This is a genomic window from Pseudomonas sp. G1002 (assembly GCF_013385455.1).
In the GTDB taxonomy this organism is placed as follows: domain Bacteria; phylum Pseudomonadota; class Gammaproteobacteria; order Pseudomonadales; family Pseudomonadaceae; genus Aquipseudomonas.
Map to the genome: position 1 here is coordinate 90,013 of NZ_JACAPY010000006.1, position 16,783 is coordinate 106,795.

Annotated in this window: 17 protein-coding genes; all 17 read right to left on the minus strand. The window is 60.0% G+C overall.

Features of this window, described 5'->3' with window-relative positions; genetic code table 11:
* Positions 1-2: 2 nt before the first annotated feature.
* Positions 3-1,820 carry a GDSL-type esterase/lipase family protein gene (locus HX801_RS03150; RefSeq protein WP_177021538.1) on the minus strand — a complete coding sequence of 606 codons (1,818 nt, stop codon included), beginning with the start codon at positions 1,818-1,820 and terminating at the stop codon, positions 3-5.
* Between the two features lie 17 nt (positions 1,821-1,837).
* Positions 1,838-2,674 (minus strand): hypothetical protein, encoded by an 837-nt coding sequence (locus tag HX801_RS03155; RefSeq protein WP_177021539.1) that lies wholly within the window; start codon positions 2,672-2,674, stop codon positions 1,838-1,840.
* Positions 2,671-2,952 carry a hypothetical protein gene (locus tag HX801_RS03160; protein WP_177021540.1) on the minus strand — a complete coding sequence of 94 codons (282 nt, stop codon included), beginning with the start codon at positions 2,950-2,952 and terminating at the stop codon, positions 2,671-2,673. Before HX801_RS03160 ends, HX801_RS03155 begins: the two co-directional genes overlap by 4 nt.
* On the minus strand, positions 2,949-4,712 hold the full coding sequence (locus HX801_RS03165; RefSeq protein ID WP_177021541.1) for a DUF1983 domain-containing protein: 1,764 nt from the start codon (positions 4,710-4,712) through the stop codon (positions 2,949-2,951). Before HX801_RS03165 ends, HX801_RS03160 begins: the two co-directional genes overlap by 4 nt.
* On the minus strand, positions 4,712-6,328 hold the full coding sequence (locus tag HX801_RS03170) for a hypothetical protein (RefSeq protein ID WP_177021542.1): 1,617 nt from the start codon (positions 6,326-6,328) through the stop codon (positions 4,712-4,714). The genes HX801_RS03165 and HX801_RS03170 overlap by 1 nt, the downstream gene beginning before the upstream one ends.
* Positions 6,325-6,870, minus strand: a complete 546-nt coding sequence (locus HX801_RS03175) for a hypothetical protein (RefSeq protein ID WP_177021543.1) — start codon at positions 6,868-6,870, stop codon at positions 6,325-6,327. Before HX801_RS03175 ends, HX801_RS03170 begins: the two co-directional genes overlap by 4 nt.
* The gene (locus tag HX801_RS03180; RefSeq protein WP_078826842.1) at positions 6,867-7,565 is read right to left on the minus strand and encodes a DUF6682 family protein; all 699 of its coding nucleotides are present in this window, start codon (positions 7,563-7,565) and stop codon (positions 6,867-6,869) included. Before HX801_RS03180 ends, HX801_RS03175 begins: the two co-directional genes overlap by 4 nt.
* Before the next feature lie 3 nt (positions 7,566-7,568).
* Complete coding sequence (locus tag HX801_RS03185; protein ID WP_177021544.1) at positions 7,569-8,249, minus strand: hypothetical protein; 681 nt, start codon at positions 8,247-8,249, stop codon at positions 7,569-7,571.
* Between the two features lie 63 nt (positions 8,250-8,312).
* Positions 8,313-9,251, minus strand: coding sequence for a hypothetical protein (locus HX801_RS03190; RefSeq protein ID WP_177021545.1), 939 nt, complete (start codon positions 9,249-9,251; stop codon positions 8,313-8,315).
* A gap of 47 nt (positions 9,252-9,298) precedes the next feature.
* On the minus strand, positions 9,299-10,240 hold the full coding sequence (locus HX801_RS03195; RefSeq protein ID WP_177021546.1) for a hypothetical protein: 942 nt from the start codon (positions 10,238-10,240) through the stop codon (positions 9,299-9,301).
* 189 nt (positions 10,241-10,429) lie between these two features.
* Positions 10,430-12,763, minus strand: coding sequence for a hypothetical protein (locus tag HX801_RS03200; RefSeq protein ID WP_177021547.1), 2,334 nt, complete (start codon positions 12,761-12,763; stop codon positions 10,430-10,432).
* Entirely contained in the window at positions 12,756-13,109 is a 354-nt protein-coding gene (locus HX801_RS03205) for a hypothetical protein (protein WP_177021548.1), read from the minus strand. The genes HX801_RS03200 and HX801_RS03205 overlap by 8 nt, the downstream gene beginning before the upstream one ends.
* A complete protein-coding gene (locus HX801_RS03210) occupies positions 13,106-14,788 on the minus strand; it encodes a terminase (RefSeq protein WP_177021549.1) in 1,683 nt (560 codons plus the stop codon). The genes HX801_RS03205 and HX801_RS03210 overlap by 4 nt, the downstream gene beginning before the upstream one ends.
* Positions 14,778-15,254 (minus strand): hypothetical protein, encoded by a 477-nt coding sequence (locus tag HX801_RS03215; protein WP_177021550.1) that lies wholly within the window; start codon positions 15,252-15,254, stop codon positions 14,778-14,780. The genes HX801_RS03210 and HX801_RS03215 overlap by 11 nt, the downstream gene beginning before the upstream one ends.
* A 126-nt stretch (positions 15,255-15,380) precedes the next feature.
* Positions 15,381-15,836, minus strand: a complete 456-nt coding sequence (locus tag HX801_RS03220; RefSeq protein WP_054919591.1) for a lysis protein — start codon at positions 15,834-15,836, stop codon at positions 15,381-15,383.
* Positions 15,833-16,279: a structural protein P5 gene (locus HX801_RS03225; protein ID WP_177021617.1), complete on the minus strand. Its 447-nt coding sequence runs from the start codon at positions 16,277-16,279 to the stop codon at positions 15,833-15,835. Before HX801_RS03225 ends, HX801_RS03220 begins: the two co-directional genes overlap by 4 nt.
* A gap of 5 nt (positions 16,280-16,284) precedes the next feature.
* The gene (locus HX801_RS03230) at positions 16,285-16,734 is read right to left on the minus strand and encodes a proteasome subunit beta (RefSeq protein WP_106118258.1); all 450 of its coding nucleotides are present in this window, start codon (positions 16,732-16,734) and stop codon (positions 16,285-16,287) included.
* Between the last annotated feature and the right edge of the window lie 49 nt (positions 16,735-16,783).

Here is a 16,783-nt window from a genome sequence, read left to right on the forward strand (position 1 = left end):
CCTCACGCGAAAAGTCGTGTCAGATCCGCCTGACGCAGTTTGATCGTTGCGTCCTGGCCGGTGCCGGATTTGAAAATGATGGACAGCCGAAGCTTGAGGCTGGTGGGCACTTCCGAGAGGGTCAGCGTCTGCGTGACAAGCGTGCCGGCAATGGTCCCGATTGGCATTGCGTGATTTAGCTCCTGGTTCTGCCCGATCTGGGCAACGGTGGTTCCGCTCGCTCCCACAGCCACGATTTGTAGGGCCACCTGCAGCACACTGGTATTCACGCTGATGAACTCCCAACCAGCCACCGCACGCAGGCGTTGGCCCACTGCGACTTTCGAGACGTCCACCGACTGTTCTAGAGTCAGCGTCGGCGTGGTGCCGCTCGGCATACCGGTAATCCGCAGAACCTGTTTGAATCCAAAATCAGCAGCCTCCTTTGAAGCGGCCACGGCCAGGCCGTTGAGATCCGAACCCAGCAACGTGCAGGATGAAGCCAACTGGCCGGTGGCATTGCTGCCGCCACCCAGCACACCGTTGGTACCGGTGAGCAGCGAGTTAGGAATCAAGCTGCCGCCAGGAACCAGCGCCGCGTCGTAAGCAACGTTCGCGGTTGGGAGCACTGCCGGAAAGGTGAGTAGGCGTCTCAATGCCTCAGCGACCTTGCGGCCGATGATTCGCGCGCCTGCCGCAGTGGGATGGAGACCATCACCTGTCAGTCCGCCCAAAGGCCAAAAATTCGAACCGGATGCTGGGTCAACCATTTCGTCCCAAGGGTTCACCACCACCACGCCCAGGCTGGGTGCAACGTTCAAATACCAGTTGTGGACTGCAAAATGGTTCGCGGTCTGCTGCGCAGGGAGCCCAACGTTAGCGCCCATTACTGGCGTTTCAGCAATGGCAATGACTATCTTGGCCCGCTTGATCAACGCCGAATACAAGTACTCCAGATTTCGAATCGTCTGTTCCAGAGTCATGCCTTTGATCCGGTCGTTTCCGGTACCAAAATGCACCATCACGTCAAAGGCATTGCTGTTGGCGATTACATCGGTTTGCAGCCGTGCCAGCATTTGCGAAGTGGTGTTGCCATCGATCCCTTTATTCAGGGCCAGCGGAAACGCGGCAAGGCCGCCCGTTTCAGAAACAGCCCAGTCGGCAAAGCCTACGTTGCCCTTGGTGCACTGAAACGCGCGGCTGTCACCCAGCACCAGCACATCGGTGAGCAAGGGCTTGTAGAGGCGAGCCAGCGTCTTTTGCACGGCACCATCCGCCAAATTGCCCTGGTCCGCTGTCGCCGCCCCGATATCGCCGGGGGTAACTGTAAGTTTACCGTTCTCATCCGGTACAACGTCATTGAGCCTCTTGACCGTTCCCGCCCCGCCACCAACTCCGCCGCCGGAACCTGCGATAACTGCGAGCCTGGCCGGGCATGCGGCCATGGTGACCGTGCCATACCGGTCAGTAAGCGGATATTTGCCGTCTTTGTTCGGCCCGCCGTTGGCTGAACCCGAAGCCCAGTCGGCAAACTCGGCCAGGCTGACCTGCCTGTCCTTCAAGAACTCCTCTACTTTCTCAAGGAGATCGCGCACATTTTGGGCGGTGGCAAAGCGAAGCAGGACGTAGGGTGCGCCATTTATCGCCGCCGCCGGGGCCGCATCGAGCGTCAGCCGGCTGTCGGTCTCAACCGTAACCAGCTCAAAGCATTGCCCGCTTGGAACCAACAACACGTCGCCCCTGGCCGCATTCGACAGCCAGGCGGTGCCCGCGCCGGTCGCAATTACAGCGCCCGCGGCGATGCTGACCGTGCCAGCGCGGTAGATATGAGTCGTAGCCATGATTTTTCCTGAAGAATTTACGCGGGGCCGGGGCCGGTGGGCAGTACGACACCTTCAGGCACTGGCCTGCGGGTTTCGATGAACAGAAATGGCATGTGAATCAGCGTGCCAGACCGCCCGGTGAGGATGAGTCGCTGAACGGTCTCACCGACCAGGCCTGGAATAATCATCCTGCTGCCCGCCACCTCACCGTTGTACCGCATGAAATAGCCAGTCCCGATAGAACTGATCAGCATCCATTCATTCCGAGCGCCGAACGTATCCGAACCGTTCCAGGCCTCGAGGTATTGGTCGCTGAGCACCTGGTCGCGGTGACTGTAGTTCCAGACGCCATTGGATCGCTTGTAGCTGACGGCATTGTTTCCGGAGTCGAACACCACCGTCGATGACCCCGGCGCCCAAACACGCACGCCGTGGGTTTCGCCGCTGATATACCCGCCGGAGAAGACAACCAGGAACTCGCACATATAAGCCCGCATGAGCGGATAAAGCTGGGCGGTGTTCTGGGGGTTGCCTGGAAGGTTCGTGATAGTGAACACCACCACCATTCCGGTCCATGCGCCTGGAGCGCCCTTGGCGGCGACGTAGCCAATGACGGTGTTCACCTGCGAGGCGACGTTGCGAGGCCTGGCGAACACTAGGGGCGGCGTCGGGCTGGTTGATACACCGTAGAAGGTATATTCCAAGAAGATCGCCACCGGCGGGATGCCGTCCCTGTCCTTGTAAAGGCGGATATCGGTCCAACCGGCGTTATCGACGTGCCCAGCAGTCTCACCGACCGCGATGAATATTGGATTGTTCTCGTCGACGGCGAGGTTACCCCAGTCGTTTTTGATCCTGAAACCGATGCTCATGAAGAAATCCCAAGGATCAGAAAACAGGATACGGGTGCTGAGGACCAAGTCAGCGTATTGCCGTCCGCACTGATCACCACAAGGGGCACAGGTGAGAACCCCACGTTTTCCGCAGGCATCAGGCTTATGTCCAGTTTGAAGCCCGCATACTGCGTCAGGTCCAGACTGCCGCCGACGTTGCTCTGCGTTCGGATCGATTCCATTTTTCGAATTGTTCGAACCGTGCTATCGAACGTGACCTGCTGGTTCGCATCACGGCAGCGAATGATCGACGTCATACCATCATCTCCCCGATTTCAATGCGCAGACCGCCGGCGGCGTCGTACCAGTGTTGGTACTGGTCCGTCATGACCATGCGCGTCCCGCCCACGAGGCCATTCATGAAAATCCCAGCCTGCGGGTCGATAACGAACCGTGGCAGCCCGCCCGCACCTATCTGCGAGCTCACCAACTGCCCGTAAATCTGGCCGAAACCGATAGTGATGCTCGCCACGTCAATGGCCTCGGCGCGCAGCTGGCCGCCTATCGTGGTGATAGGCGTGAATCCATCATTGGCTGTCAGCTTGCCAATGCTGATGGGGCCGATCTGCGCTTGCTGGATGGATGCCTCTTTCACCAGCAGCGTGTTGATGTAGACCCGCTCGTTATCCAAGGTGAAGGGGTTCACGTAGTTCGGCCCGTGAGCACCTGGTGTGGCGATCCAGAAGCGGTTGGCCAAGATTGAGAAGTCAGCCACCTGCCCATTGTTATAAGCGCCGAAACCACTGATAAGTCCGTTCACGTCGAGCCGGAGCGTGTATTGAGCCGACAGCCCCTCAAGCGCCGAGGAATGCGTGCTGAGGGTCTGCTCGATCGCCGCTGACTGATCGTTCAAGTTGCTTTGTAAGGTGGTGATCGCCCGGGTTGTTGCCTCGAACTCATTGACGATGGCCTGCTGATCCTGGACGTATATCGCGTCGGTGTTATCCATCCGCGCGACCAGGCTCATCATGTTGCGAACCTGGGTTTCCAAAGCACTTGCAAAGGTCTCGCTGTAACCGGTCAGCACCGCCTCAGCTGTCTCAAGGCGGGACGACATGCCGTTCAGTGCCTGGGTTGCAGCGTCTTGCAGGGTGATACGCGCCGAGCGCTCGCCGACGATATCGGCCTGGGCCTTACCGACGCTGACCTGCATCAGATCGATTTGATGGGCGATTGCCTGCTGATCGGAGGTAATGACTTCCTGCAACTGCGTGATAGCCGCCTTCACATCCTCGCCGGTCTGCACCCGTATATCGGTGATTTGCCGGCGGATCTGGACGTTGTCGTCATCGCGCAGGAATCGCTCAGCGGACGTCAGAAGCCTCGCCGACTGCGCGGCCGCATCCAGCATTGCTATCGTCTGATTCAGCCCTTCCAGGTCGATGGCTTTCGCCAGCGCTTTCGCAAGCTCGCTCTGACTGGTCTGGCTGGTAATCAGCTTGAGCAGATACTCGATATCGAGTTGCGCCTCGATTGCGGTGCCGGCCGGACTGTTAGGAGGTCCCTCAATGCCCGAGGTGGAGACCCAGGTGATCCAGTAGAAATACACTTTCCCTTTCTTGGGATCGTTGGGGTCTACCGCATCGCCTCGAATTGGGTCGCTGTACATCATGCCCGTGGCGCGACTGATCTGAGTCGCCTGACCGAAGTTATCGGTTTCACTGCGGTAAATGTTGGTCAGCGAGTGGTTTCGATAGAGCTTGTAGGGGTTATCCCAGGTCAGGGTGTTCATGCCGAACACACCAGCACCTTGGAACCCCACAGGGGCAGGCGGTATTGCCCGGTCTGGCACGCCAGGGCTTGGAACCAATCCGCCGTTACCACCTGGCTTCCAGCCTGGCCGGAGCGTGAACGCACCGCTTTCCAGCAAATCCCGGTAGGTCAGCTTCTTGTCGAGGCCATTCCCGCGATTCCCCTCGCCCGTCTCAATGATCTCAGTCAGAGCACTGAAAAACGGGCGCAACTCCGCCGAAACCTTGCTGCTGGGTGCAGGAAGGCTTGAGCGTTTTGTCGTCATTAGGTCAACTCAGAGGGTGTGTTCGCAATTTGGATAGAGAAAACTTCGGTCGAGCCGGACGCTTCCACCTGCCATTCGCGCGCATCCGCGAAACCCGGCGGCAGCCTGAACATTTGGTTGCTGCCAATTTCAGCGTCGAGCGCGGTAGTGCCATCGGCGATAACCCGGAACCGGACCGGAAACGCCGCTGCCACCAACTTTCCGCAGCTGAAATTGGCTGAGCCTGGTGGAAACTCAAATACTTTCGAACGCCACCGGTATGTCATTGGTGTGCCGCCACGCCACTTCGCTATTGTGTTGCCCTGGATCAGGTACAGCGTGGAGGCCGCGATGTCGTAGTAGGAGTTGGCCGCCTGGGCGTCGATGAACTCGATCCCCTCGCCTGGTGCCAGGGCAAAGCACCCGCCGTCGTAGAACGCCAGATACCGGCCTTCGTATCGGCAGGCATGGATCGACGCGGGATTCAGCGCTTGCCACTGCTCCGGCGTCAGCACCCCGTCGGTGATCAACTGAGGCTCCCCGCCGGACACCGCCACCAGCCCCTCAGTCGACGCATAGACTACGTACTCGCCCATATCGACCACCGACCCCCTGGAAACGCATACACGGTCTGCATCCGGGTCAGCAGCGCTCATCGCCGCAGGCGTTGTGCCGGTTACCAGTCGCGGACGTCCGGTGGTGGCAACCACCAGCCCGGCGGTGGTGACGCCGATCCCGACTATTTTGTCAGGAAAGGAAATTTGGTAATCAACCGGCCAGGCGTGCGGGTGATACGGCTCGCAAAAACACAGCGTGTTGTCGAAGAACCCGGCAAATATGCCATTTGGCATCTCGACCAGGCCGACCATCGCCGGATCTGGCATATCCCAGGTGAGCGACGGGCACGCAATACCCAGCTCATCGCTGTTCACGTCGTCCACCCAACTGCCCTGGGCCACAGGGAAGTCAGCCAAATACAGGAATTCACCGCCGCTTTCCGACCGGTAGAGCCGCTTGGTGACGATGTTGTACGGTCCGTTGGGCGACGGCGGCAGTTGAACGTTGACTTTCCCAGGCAGCTGGTCGCCCGCGCCGTCCCAGCGGTTGATGATGTTCGACGCAGGGCTGGGCGGCCCCTCTTCGCCATAGGCTGAGACATACGTCACCACATACGTCGCGCCCACGGTGGTGGTGGGCGGCGCTTCACCGCCGGCTGGCTCCGTCACCAATGGCGCGCTGACCGGCGCAGGGACGCCCAGCCGATAAAACCCGGATGGGTACGGCCCAGCGCCCTGAGTGGCGACACCGATGGGGGCCATCTTGGGAAACGAGTCTCCGGTCCAGTACACCCGCGACCAGGCATCCTTCGCCAGCGGGCTTTTTGCTGCATTGACCTGCTGGCCATCGCCCCAGGCAAACCAGAACCCGGCGCCGTTGTTACCGAATGGGTACCGGTAGATAGATGACGGATTGATCACGCCGCCAATCCCAAGCACGGGCAGCGGCGCGTTTTCAGGCCGCAGCGACCCCTTGCGCAGATTGACGTTGCGGGCCGCCTGGGCGTTGGTTGGCTGCAAAAGACGCGGAGTCAGCGCTGGCAGTTCGCCCTTGAAAGACGTGATCGCAATCGATGTCATGGAAACCTCGGAGTTTTCATCCTTGTGCTGCCGTACTGGTGGCCGGCGAGCGCCTCAGATCGAGCATTGGTGCAGAGGGCATAAAACGCTGCCTGATCCATCAGGGCGCGCTGCATGTCGGACCATGGCTTCTCGGGCATCTTGCGCAGCCAGTACTGGGTGCCCAGGGTCAGCGCCTCACAGTAACGGTCCAGCAGCCAGTCCGGGGGCACCGCCACAGTGGAGCCAAACGTGGGCCGCACGACCACATCAGCGGTCAGCCCCGAAGGTCCACCGGTGACAATGACAGTGTCCGGCGAAGGCTGGAACACTTGGCAATATGCAGGCCGACCATCCTGATACAGCGCCTGGATGCGGATCGGCTCAAGGCCTGGCCCGGCGGTGATCTGCTGCTCACCATCGGACAGCTGGATTCTGACTTTCCAGGCCGGCACCTCTGTGCACAGCTCACGCAGCGCCCAGGCCACACCGTCACGGATAGAGGCGATTACCACCCCCGGCACGTTTGGCAGGATCTGGTCGACCAGCTGGCTCACATTCATTGCTGCGGTACCTGTTGCTGGGATGTGGCGGCGACTGGCAGAGGGCCAAGCATGCGATCTGTCTGAACCTTCATGCCCAGGGCGGCCTGGAACATCTGGAAGTGCATCGTTGCGCGGTTGAGGTTCGCTGCGTGTTCGGCGTCTTTCGCGTAAGCCCTGGAGAGGATGTAATCCACCAGCACCGGCGCAAACGAATCATCCAGGCGGATCTTTTCAGCGGCCGAGTCGGTGGCCATCGCCTGGGCGTGTGGGTCTGGCACCGACGAGTAGATGATCTCCAGCTTGCTGGTGGCCATCGCCGGCGGGTAAACATAAAACTGGCGCGGCGCCGCCTCGTCGAAGATGTACTGCTCGATCTCCTCAACCTGCTGCTCGGCGTGCCACCGGCGCCTGGTTGAGTCGATAGCGCCTCGGGTCGTGAGAATCACACTCAGCCCACCGCCCGCGGGGGTGATGTTGCGCACCACCTCCAGCAAGCGCAGGCCGCCCTCGGGGATGGATTGCCTAGTGCCCGGGGCGCAAGTAATTTCGGCCGTGACAGAACTGGCATTGGGCTTAATGTTGCAAATTGCCGCATACCCTTCGTTCAGCCAATCCAGCAGCTCGGTGTTTGCCCACCGCGTGCCATTGGATGTGACTTCCTGCAGGATCTTTTTGGCGCGGGTCAGGATGTTGCCTACAGTCGTCACGGCCACGGTTTACACCTCTTGCATGTAGGAAAGTTTCGCCAGCTCGGTAGTCCATACGAACTCGCAGCCGGTCCTGGTGTTGCGCAACAGACGATTGCCGGTGACCGGCACCGAACGCTCCTCCTCGTCGACGTCGTCGAGATCAGGCGCCTGGGCCTCGGCCAAAGCAGAGGCTGTTGGCGGGTCGCCCGCTACCAACTTCATGTTGATACCAGGGATGCTCATCTCGTCGACGAGCGCCTGCGGGATGTACAACTGGCCGTCTTCGCCATTCAAGGTGACCGGCCCGATGTGACGCCCAGGGCCAGGGTCGGCAGCGACCTGCACAGTTTCAACAGCGGCACTTTGGGCAGCTGCGTCGTCGCCGGCTGGTTGGTCGCCCTCCGACGCTTGATCAGCACCCTCACCCGATACCCCGCGCGCAGCGGAGTCAGTGTCGACGCCAGGATCGCCGGTGGTCTTGGGATCAGCGAGCCCAGCAGTGCCGGCATTGCCAGGCTCCAGATCAGGGTTCGGCGCGCTTTCGTCGTCAGCTTCATCAGCCAGGGCCTTCTCGAGCCCTGCGAGCAATTCGGAGCGAAGTGTGTCCTCACTTTTGCGCTGGTCAGCCTTCAATCCCAGGCCTTTGAGCATTTCAAGCAAGCCGTCTTTGTCGGCTGTTTTTGCCTTTTCAATCAATTCGCGAATCATGGTTTTCTCCGAGAAAAGCAAAAAGCGGCCAGGCGGCCGCTTATGGTGTGGAGATGAGGGTGATCAGCGGCTGCAGTACAGGTTGCCGATCGCTTTCGGGTCGATGACGCCGGAACCGAACACGTTCAAACCACGAACGAGTTTCCCGAAGTCGTTCGGGTTCGGCAGGGTTTCCATTTGGGTCATCTGGCTGGCAAAGGTGAGGCCTTTCTTGTGACCGAACATCACGTTGCTGGCCTTCTTGGTGGCCGCGACATCATCCACTGCTGTGGTGTTGTTGCTGATGAACACGGTGAAACGATCGAGCATGCCGACCTTGCCGTTGCGGAAGACCGAAGTGGAATCGCCCATAATGCTGGCGTCGCGCAAATCGGACTTTTTCAGCATGCCGTTCATCCAAGCAGGCAGAACGACCCAGCGGCCTTGCTCGGGAACGTTTTGCTCGTCGAGAACGGTGCCGCAGTCCACCAACACATCCAGGATGTTGTCCTTGGTGATCTGCACAGGGGCGCCAGCTTTGCCGAGGTTGATGCCGCCAGACTTGGCGCCGGCGTTGTCGCCGCGGTTGGCCGCTGCAGCGTCGGCGTAGTGGCGGTTCAGCAGTTGGGTGTCGATAGCCACCTTCATCTGCTCACCGCCGTCGGTGCTGAACTCGTCCATCAGCTTGATATCGGCCTGGTAAGCATCGACGTCGTTCACCTCGAACGCGAAGTACTTGCCCTGGTCAATCTGCAGCTGCACCTTGTCACTTACCGGCTTTTCGTAAGTAACGCCGCCGCCGATCACGTAGTCCTTGATGACAATCGACGGTACGGTGCGGATGTTGATGGTGTCGCCTTGGTTCTTGATTTCGCCCTCATAGTCGGTGTTTGCGATCTCACCGAATACGGTTGCGGCGTACAGCTTCTGCACCAACTTGCCGGACCAGAGCGCCGGGATGAAACCCGATGCACTGGTCGAGCTGTAGTTTGGATGCCCTGGGGCGCGTGCTGGACCTGCCATGGTGTAGCTCCTATTTCCTGACGCCTCGCGGCGTTACAGAGCGCGTGCTATCGCGAAATGCGACCGTTTGCTACCGCGTCTGAAATGTCCTGTTCAATCGCAGTCGCCTCGGCTTTCGTGTACCGCTTGCCCAGCGCCACATCCTTGTAGAACTCGTTGATTTCAGCATTGCTCCACCACTTGCCCTCCGCCGGCGGCGTAGGATCGGTGCGAGTGGAGCGTGGCTGAACGTTTTCCGGTGGGATGGTGCGACCTGGGTTCGGTGCTGCCGGTGCGGGCTGCGCGTCTTTGAAGGCCTGGAACAGCGCGGCGACGCGGTATGCGTCGTTGGCTGTCTGGGCCTCGATCAAAAGCTGCTGCCGCTCTTTGCCGGTGAACGTGTCCATGTGGCTGAGCCACTCATGGAACGCGGGCAATCCGTTGATCTCAACAGCGTCAGGAATGCGCTGAATCAGTTGCCGGAAGAACTCTTCCTGCGCTTGCTCGGCTTTTTCCTGCTCGCTTTGCTGGGTTTTATGCTTCAGCCCCTCGAGTTCGGTTTTGATCGACTCCAGTTCCGTGGGATTGGCGCCAGAAGCCTGGCCACCAGCCACTCGCTGGATAAGTGCTATGAGGTCCGGCCCGTAGCTTTCAATTTCCTCGGGGGTCAGATCCGACACTGCGCGCTGCACCGCATTGCCTGCGGGCTGCTGCGCTTTCGCCAGTTCTGCGGTCAGTCGGGACACTTCCTGTTGCAACGCGGGTACTTCAGCGTTGTATTTCCCTTGCATGACCTTGAAGCGTTGCTCCCAGTAATCAGCACCATCGTTACGGGCGGCGGGGGCCGGGTCCGTTTTGACGGGTGCTTGTTGGTCTGAGATCACCGGCGCATTTGGATCTGCTGCCGGAGCCGCATCTGGTGCGGGGTTCTCGGCAGGCTTATTCAGCGCTTCCTGAATAGCCGTTGCTTCATCGATTTGCGCCTGTACGTTGCGGGGTAGCGTGCTCATTGATCGTATTCTCCTTGGGTAGAGCCGGCAGGTCCGGGCTTCTGGGTGTGCTACTGGTTCCGGGCACTTGGCCGAATGACCGGAGAGTGGCCACAAAAAAACCGCCTCAAGTTGGGCGGCTTTTTCTGTAGCTACTGGATAGGCCGCGAGGTGCTTGCCTGGATTCGCTCAAGCATCTCGCGGGATTCTTCAAACGTCTTGATCAGCTCCCTGGCCAGGCTCGCCCTGCCCTGGGCCCTGAATAAACCCTCCAGGTTGTTCACCCCCTCCAGGCTCTGCTGCGCCTCCATCAAATGACTGCTCAGTATCTCCTTGAGGTGCTTCCATTCCGGGCTGTTGGTCAGATTGACCAGGGCTTGCCACTGTTGGTTGCTGGGTTTCATTGGCTCCGCCACCTGCATGTTGAAGTTGGGCTACCACGGCACCGTTGCTCATACCGAGGCGCTGGGCCTCAGCACGGGTTTTCTCGGCCTTCGCGGTCAGTTCAGCTGTCTGGGCAGCGGTTTTCTCAGTTTCCGCTTCGACCTGCTGCCCCACCGCAGCGGCTTGCTGTTGCTGCTGTTGGGCCTGCTGCGCCTGCTGCTGCTCCTCCCGGGCCTTCATCTCGGCTTTCGTCGGGATCAGCCCTGGCATATCCAAGCTTTCAGCAACCTTGCGCAAGATCGCGGCCCTACCTTCGAGGCCGAGGATCTGCATGTCGGTCGGGTTGTTGGTGAAGCCCAGGAACTGCGTGCGAGCGTTCAGCGTCTGCTCACGCTGGAGCATCGCGTTTGCGCCCCGGGCCACGACTTTGCAGTCGCCCTTGATGGCGTTGTTATCGGAGTACCGCATGTTGAACAACCACAGCGCTTCGATGACACGGCGAACCACGCCACGGTCGATGTGGCGGATCGCGTCCTTGATACCCTTGTTGGCCGACTCCATCAGCATCGACAGACCGCTGGCTGTGTTGCCTGCGCCACCGACTTTTTCGGCGCCGTAGATGTATCGAGGGATATTCGTCGCGTCGTCCGCGCGCTTCTCCCATGAGTCATAGACCGCTTGAAGCTCACCAGCCATGCTGACCGGCTGGTAAAAGCGAATCACCGGTGACGTCGCCCCTCCCTGCAGTCCTGCCGTCTGGCCGCTTTTCACCCGCCAGCGTTTCAGCGGATACATCTCGTTTGGGTTTTCACCCGGCTGCAAGCGGTCTTCATCAACTTCCACCTGCGGGCCGCTGGCAAAAGCCATGTTGTTGGCCTGTGCCCGGGCTGTTGAGCCGCAGAAGTCCTGCACATCACTCATCAACTCAGGAATCGACATCCCCCAGAACGAGCCAGGCACGATCTGGAACGACGCCTTGTGATATGGCCGGCCGCCCAGAGGGTTGCGGTTGAACACGCACCGGATAACGTGATTGCCGATCAGGATCGCATCAACTTGGTACTCATCAAGCACGTCCGGCACCTGGGATGGATCAATGCCCCACTGCAGTAGCATCAGCCCCTGGGCTCCGCCCCAATAGTGCAGCCCCTCGATGGTTTCCCCGTTATTGATCATCCAGTCGCCGGCCTTGTCCTCAAGCCGCGCGCGCTGCGAATCAGTTGCGAGCCATTCACGCAGGCCGCCTTGACCATGCTCGGCAAGCACGGCACGAACCGCGTTGTCGCTGTAGCCGGGAACACCAGTGAGCGCGTTGAGGCGCGACCGTGTGTAGCGTTCGCGCTCGATGATGAATGCACCGTCATCGGTGTTCGTCGAATCTGGCGACGGATACATGTCGAAGGGCGAAACCCGGTGAAAAAGGGGTTGAATCTCCTCCGTTTCGATCATTTGCCAATTTTGGCCCCAGGCAATCTGCGGCACACGTTGAAGCAATGGCCCTTTAACAAATGCCGCCGGGTAGATGGTGAAGTCGTCGATGAACTCCTCGAGCGCGGTTTCCCAGCCTCCCTCGGCCAATTGGTCGGCGATAAGCGTTTCATGCGCCTCGCTCGCCTCCTTGGCCTTCTCCTGGATGAGCTCACGCAGCTTCGCTTCCAGCTCGGCTGGGTCAGGCATCGTCTGTGGCGGCGCATCTTGCCCCTGCTCCCCCTGCTGGGCCTGCTGGGCCTGCATCATCTGCTGGGCGAGCTTCTGCTGAAATGCAGCAAGAAACTCGGGCGGGATATCCGCCACCGGCGTTGGATCTAGCCCCCATGGGTGTCCATTGACCGGGATCAGGATGTCACGAATCCAGGAGGCGCCCGCGCGGCACTTGGTGGTGGTCAGCTTGGGATAAATCTCGCTGCCGCCAGCTTCCCGGATCGCTTGGAGTTTCGTCTCCTCATGCTTTCCTTTCTGGCGACGCGCGCAGTCCAGCAGCCGATCATCGATTTCACGCTTGGCATTTTTGGCAGAATCGAAGCACCGACGGATGTGCGCCGCCAAAGACGACTGCACCTGTAGAGCGCGCCGGTTCTGCAGCGCCTGCTCCTCAGCGGCGACGTCATCAGCATGCAGGTCTGCGGCGCTCCTGAATTGCAGCAAACCTAATTCAGCCATGGATCATTGCCTCATGAACGTTGATGATTTCAGCCTGCCGGCCGGAGCGGCGCAGTTTCGCGCCGTGCTCCAGTTTCCGCAGGTTGGCCAGCAGATCCTGCATGTAGTTCACGGGGTCGACCGCAAACTCGGCCAACTTGACGTTGAGTGTCACGCCCAGATCGTGAGCCATCTCGAACTGCACCCGAACTGCAGGGTGCCCGCCATCTGGCTCCTTGATCTCTACCGCGTCGACTTGGACCAAGCCAATGTCTCGACGTAGCTGAAAGCTCTGGACGGTGAGCGGGGCAACCAGGCGGGCTATGACGTCGGCGACCTGCTTCCATTCAATAAACATAGTGGTCATGTGTGCGCGCTCCAGTTGCGTCGGGCTCGATCCGTGTTTGATGTTGTTGGCGCTGCGGGGATTGCCCCTGCCGTTGCCTCGAAGACTCCGCAGCGTGCCAGGGTTTCGAATGCCTTGGCCCCGTGGCTCGCCCAGTCGTGACGTGGCTGATCCTTGTACACGCCCAACCTCAGATCCCACTCTTTCCGGTAGTTGTCGATGCAGTCGATCAGCCTTGATACGCCTGCGGTTCTTGGCTTGCCTGTATCGGCATCGCCAGTCGACGCGCGGGTGTCTTGCTCGTCCTCGGCGAACCAGCACAGCGGCAGGAAGTTACGCACCGCCTGCACGCCCTCGCTGTTGCGGGAGACGCGTGGGACGATCTGAAACGTAATCCCGTATTGCTTTGCCACGTCGATCCGGGACTTCCCTGTACCGATCTCGCGCACAACGATGTCGTGCGGGGCGTAGTGGGCACCGTAGGAATAACCCAGCTTTTTGAGCAGATCGCCGTAGTACTCCATGCCCTCGCCGGAATGCTCGATGTAATCGATGATGTGCACCTGGCGGCCCACCACCTGGAACAGCACGATGGACATAGCGTCCCCCATGCCCAAGTCCCAGGCAGTGAAAACCGGCAACGTAGGGTTTCGGGTCACCGCCTTGGTGATCCGGCCCTGTTGCCGCAGGAAACGCATCTGCGTGAGGTAGTAAGCACCCTTGATGCCTTGGTCGAAAGCTTCGTCAGGCGTGGCTGGGTATTCGCGCTTCATGTCGTCGTGGAGCGCTTCGGCCTTTTTGGCGTACCAGGCTTGCTGGGCGAGGTCGAGGCGGATTCCGTGTTTGGCTGCCAGCTCGGCGAAGTACTCCTGCAACCACTGCGGCACCACCACCTGGTCGAATGCCTCCAGGCGATACGTGGGGTCTTTGAACCAGGGGAAGAAGTGGAACTGCCAATCCATCACCGTCGGCGTGCGGCCGGCGTCTTTAATGGCCCTGGCCAACTCGCAGTAGGTGAAGAAGTAGCCTTCGCGGCCCTCGGCGGTGCTTTCAATGGTGACCCGGTTGCCCAGGCCCACGGCCTCAAACGCACCGGTGACGATTTCCTGGGCCTTGTCCGGGCTCAGCTTGCAGATCTTGCCGAACTCCGACACATGCAGGCGCTGGAGCGTGCCGCCCCGGAACGAGGTCGACACCTGGATGCTTGAGCCATTATCGAAGATGTAGCCTTGGTCCTTGTCACTGCGCGGTACTGGCAGGCGCATGCCGATCAGCTTGAAGATCGCCGACCAGGCCGGGTCGCCTGACAGCTTTTCGTAGGCAAACCTGATCTTGTTGCGGTAGATCTCCTTGGCATCCGGCAGCGTGTGGCAGATGCAGCCGGCGCTGTAGTTCCTGGTGAATAGGCAATCGTCGAGCGCGTCGATCATCTCAAAGGTGGTAAAGCCCAGCTGCCGGGCCTTGAGGATGATGTCGCGGTTATGCTCGTTGAGGAACCGCTCGCGCTGCTGTTGGTTCGGCTTGAAGCGCTGAACCTTGCCGTTCTTATCCTTGATCTTGTACAGCGCGTTGAGCCTGTACCACTTGTTGCTCAGGGCCTTCAACAGTAAAGCCTTGCCCTTGAGCTGCTTGGCGAGGTGTAGGGCGATTAGCTCGTTACCCTCACGCACCAGGCGCTGGCGGTCAGTTTCATTCCCCATCACCAGCTGCCTCAGCCAGCAGATCCTCAAGGGATTTGCCTGTGCTTTCCCGTTCTTTGTCGGTGTCCAGGCCGTGGGCCTGGCGTTCGAGCTTGATCAGCCGCTCCAAGGACTGCGTGGCGTGGCCGATGCTCTTGCCGACGTAGTCCAGCGGGATGTCGATCTCGACCGGCTCACCCTTCTGGGTCATGACAGTGATCTTGCCGGCGGAGACCTGCTCATGAATGCGCTCGACATACTGCTGAGTGATATCGCGGGTTCTGGCAATCACCACCTGGTGGCCGCGTACCAGTTGGGCACCGGCCTCGGCGGCCTGCTCGACGATCTCGGCGTCGTTGGTTGCCTCTGCCACAGCAGCAGCGGCGGCGCGCCCGGTCTTCTCCCTGACGCGCTGACGGATCATCTCAGACAGATCTTTCTGCCATTCATACTTGTCGGCACGGTTACGGATTGAGCTTTCCGACACATTGTGCCGCCGGCCCAGCTCGCGGTTCGTATAGCAGCCCGTCCGATAATCCCTCTCGACGGCTGCCCAATCACATTTAGCAGCCATGAGCGCTTCCTTAGCGTGAGTATCGGGGGTGTGCTGCGCTTACTGCCTTGGTGCCTGGCAGAAGGTGTTGATGTAGTCCTGTGCCGCGCGCAGGGCGATCAATCCTTCGTCACCGTCGTTGGCGATGGCGACAATTCTTTCTCCAGCCGCTGGGTCAAGTTCGGCTCGCGCTTTTTCATGACCCAGGCCGGAGGTGGCGGTGGTGGCTCCCACTGCGGGACAGGTGGCTTCGACTGACAACCGGCGAGCGCCAGTACCAACAGCAGTGCGAAGACGCTGATTATCGGCTTGGGCATTCTCCAACTCCTTTGTGTGGTCGGTGTCGAGCTGGGCCAGCAGTCGCTGAGTATTCCGGCGAGAATCGGCTGCTTTGTTCAGGGTCGTGACCAGGGATTCGGCGGTGGCCAAGTCCTCAGACTGAGACTGGATGCGCTGATAGCCGCCGTAAATGATGATCAGGCAGCCGATCAGGGCTGCGATCAGATAGCGGATCATGACAACGCTCGGCGGAGCCCTTCCGCTAAAACGGCCTCTGGATAAGCGAACCCTGCGCATTCATGGGCGATGATGCTGGACACCATTACGCCCAGCGTTGCCGGCTTCCGGACGTCGATCACGTCATTGGCACTCACGCCCATACGTCGAGCCACGGCCGCAATATAGGCCTCGGTGTTGTTCTCATTGCCTGGTGCCCACCTGGTGATGGTTTCTCGCACGGTGTCGATGCCTGGGCCGCCCACGCCAGGCATACCGTCTTTGCCGCGGTAGTTGATCAGCAGCCTGCCCAGGGCGCGGATGCCGTTCTCTGGTGTGTCAAAGCGTGCAAACCGTGGGGATGGCACGCCGACTTCCAGACCAAGCTGCCCTTGCCAAGCATTGCGCGGGTTGTAGTCGATGTTACCGGGGTTGTTGTTGCGTACGCCGCGAGGCGTTGTGATCGTTGTCATGGCGTAGCCCTCGGCTCCACTGGAGCAATGGTGACGGTGCGGACCATGCCGCCCGTGTAGATATCCCGCTTCATCGCGGCACGCACCGCCTCCTCCGCGCTTGCCCCCATATCCATGGCAGCCAAGGCGTATGGCGCGCCACTGCCCATGGCGTCCGGGTTCTCTGGATCGAGATCCTGTTTCCAGATCCCGGTGGTGTCGTCGTGACCGATCATCATCAACTTGCCGCTTTCAACGGCATAACCTGAGCACTCCACGGGCACCTTCGACGGGGTGCCGAAGTAGGCGGCGATCAAAGCCTTCTCGTCACATACGGCTCCCGACAGAAAGAAGCTGACGCCATCCACAACCAGGCACTTCGATGCGCTGTCGGAGACGATTCGATCGTTACGGACCTGGCGGCCGTCATAGGCGATTACGCCGTCTTTGTAGGCAATGGTCGTCATAGTCAGTAACGCTCCGGGGTTGTAATGCTGGCTCGGTGCCGGTATTCAT

Bases quoted from the DNA above. Each gene is read 5' to 3' on its own strand.
- HX801_RS03150 (WP_177021538.1), bottom strand. From the start codon at position 1,820: ATGGCTACGACTCATATCTACCGCGCTGGCACGGTCAGCATCGCCGCG.
- HX801_RS03155 (WP_177021539.1), bottom strand. From the start codon at position 2,674: ATGAGCATCGGTTTCAGGATCAAAAACGACTGGGGTAACCTCGCCGTC.
- HX801_RS03160 (WP_177021540.1), bottom strand. From the start codon at position 2,952: ATGACGTCGATCATTCGCTGCCGTGATGCGAACCAGCAGGTCACGTTC.
- HX801_RS03165 (WP_177021541.1), bottom strand. From the start codon at position 4,712: ATGACGACAAAACGCTCAAGCCTTCCTGCACCCAGCAGCAAGGTTTCG.
- HX801_RS03170 (WP_177021542.1), bottom strand. From the start codon at position 6,328: ATGACATCGATTGCGATCACGTCTTTCAAGGGCGAACTGCCAGCGCTG.
- HX801_RS03175 (WP_177021543.1), bottom strand. From the start codon at position 6,870: ATGAATGTGAGCCAGCTGGTCGACCAGATCCTGCCAAACGTGCCGGGG.
- HX801_RS03185 (WP_177021544.1), bottom strand. From the start codon at position 8,249: ATGATTCGCGAATTGATTGAAAAGGCAAAAACAGCCGACAAAGACGGC.
- HX801_RS03190 (WP_177021545.1), bottom strand. From the start codon at position 9,251: ATGGCAGGTCCAGCACGCGCCCCAGGGCATCCAAACTACAGCTCGACC.
- HX801_RS03195 (WP_177021546.1), bottom strand. From the start codon at position 10,240: ATGAGCACGCTACCCCGCAACGTACAGGCGCAAATCGATGAAGCAACG.
- HX801_RS03200 (WP_177021547.1), bottom strand. From the start codon at position 12,763: ATGGCTGAATTAGGTTTGCTGCAATTCAGGAGCGCCGCAGACCTGCAT.
- HX801_RS03205 (WP_177021548.1), bottom strand. From the start codon at position 13,109: ATGACCACTATGTTTATTGAATGGAAGCAGGTCGCCGACGTCATAGCC.
- HX801_RS03210 (WP_177021549.1), bottom strand. From the start codon at position 14,788: ATGGGGAATGAAACTGACCGCCAGCGCCTGGTGCGTGAGGGTAACGAG.
- HX801_RS03220 (WP_054919591.1), bottom strand. From the start codon at position 15,836: ATGATCCGCTATCTGATCGCAGCCCTGATCGGCTGCCTGATCATCATT.
- HX801_RS03230 (WP_106118258.1), bottom strand. From the start codon at position 16,734: ATGACGACCATTGCCTACAAAGACGGCGTAATCGCCTATGACGGCCGC.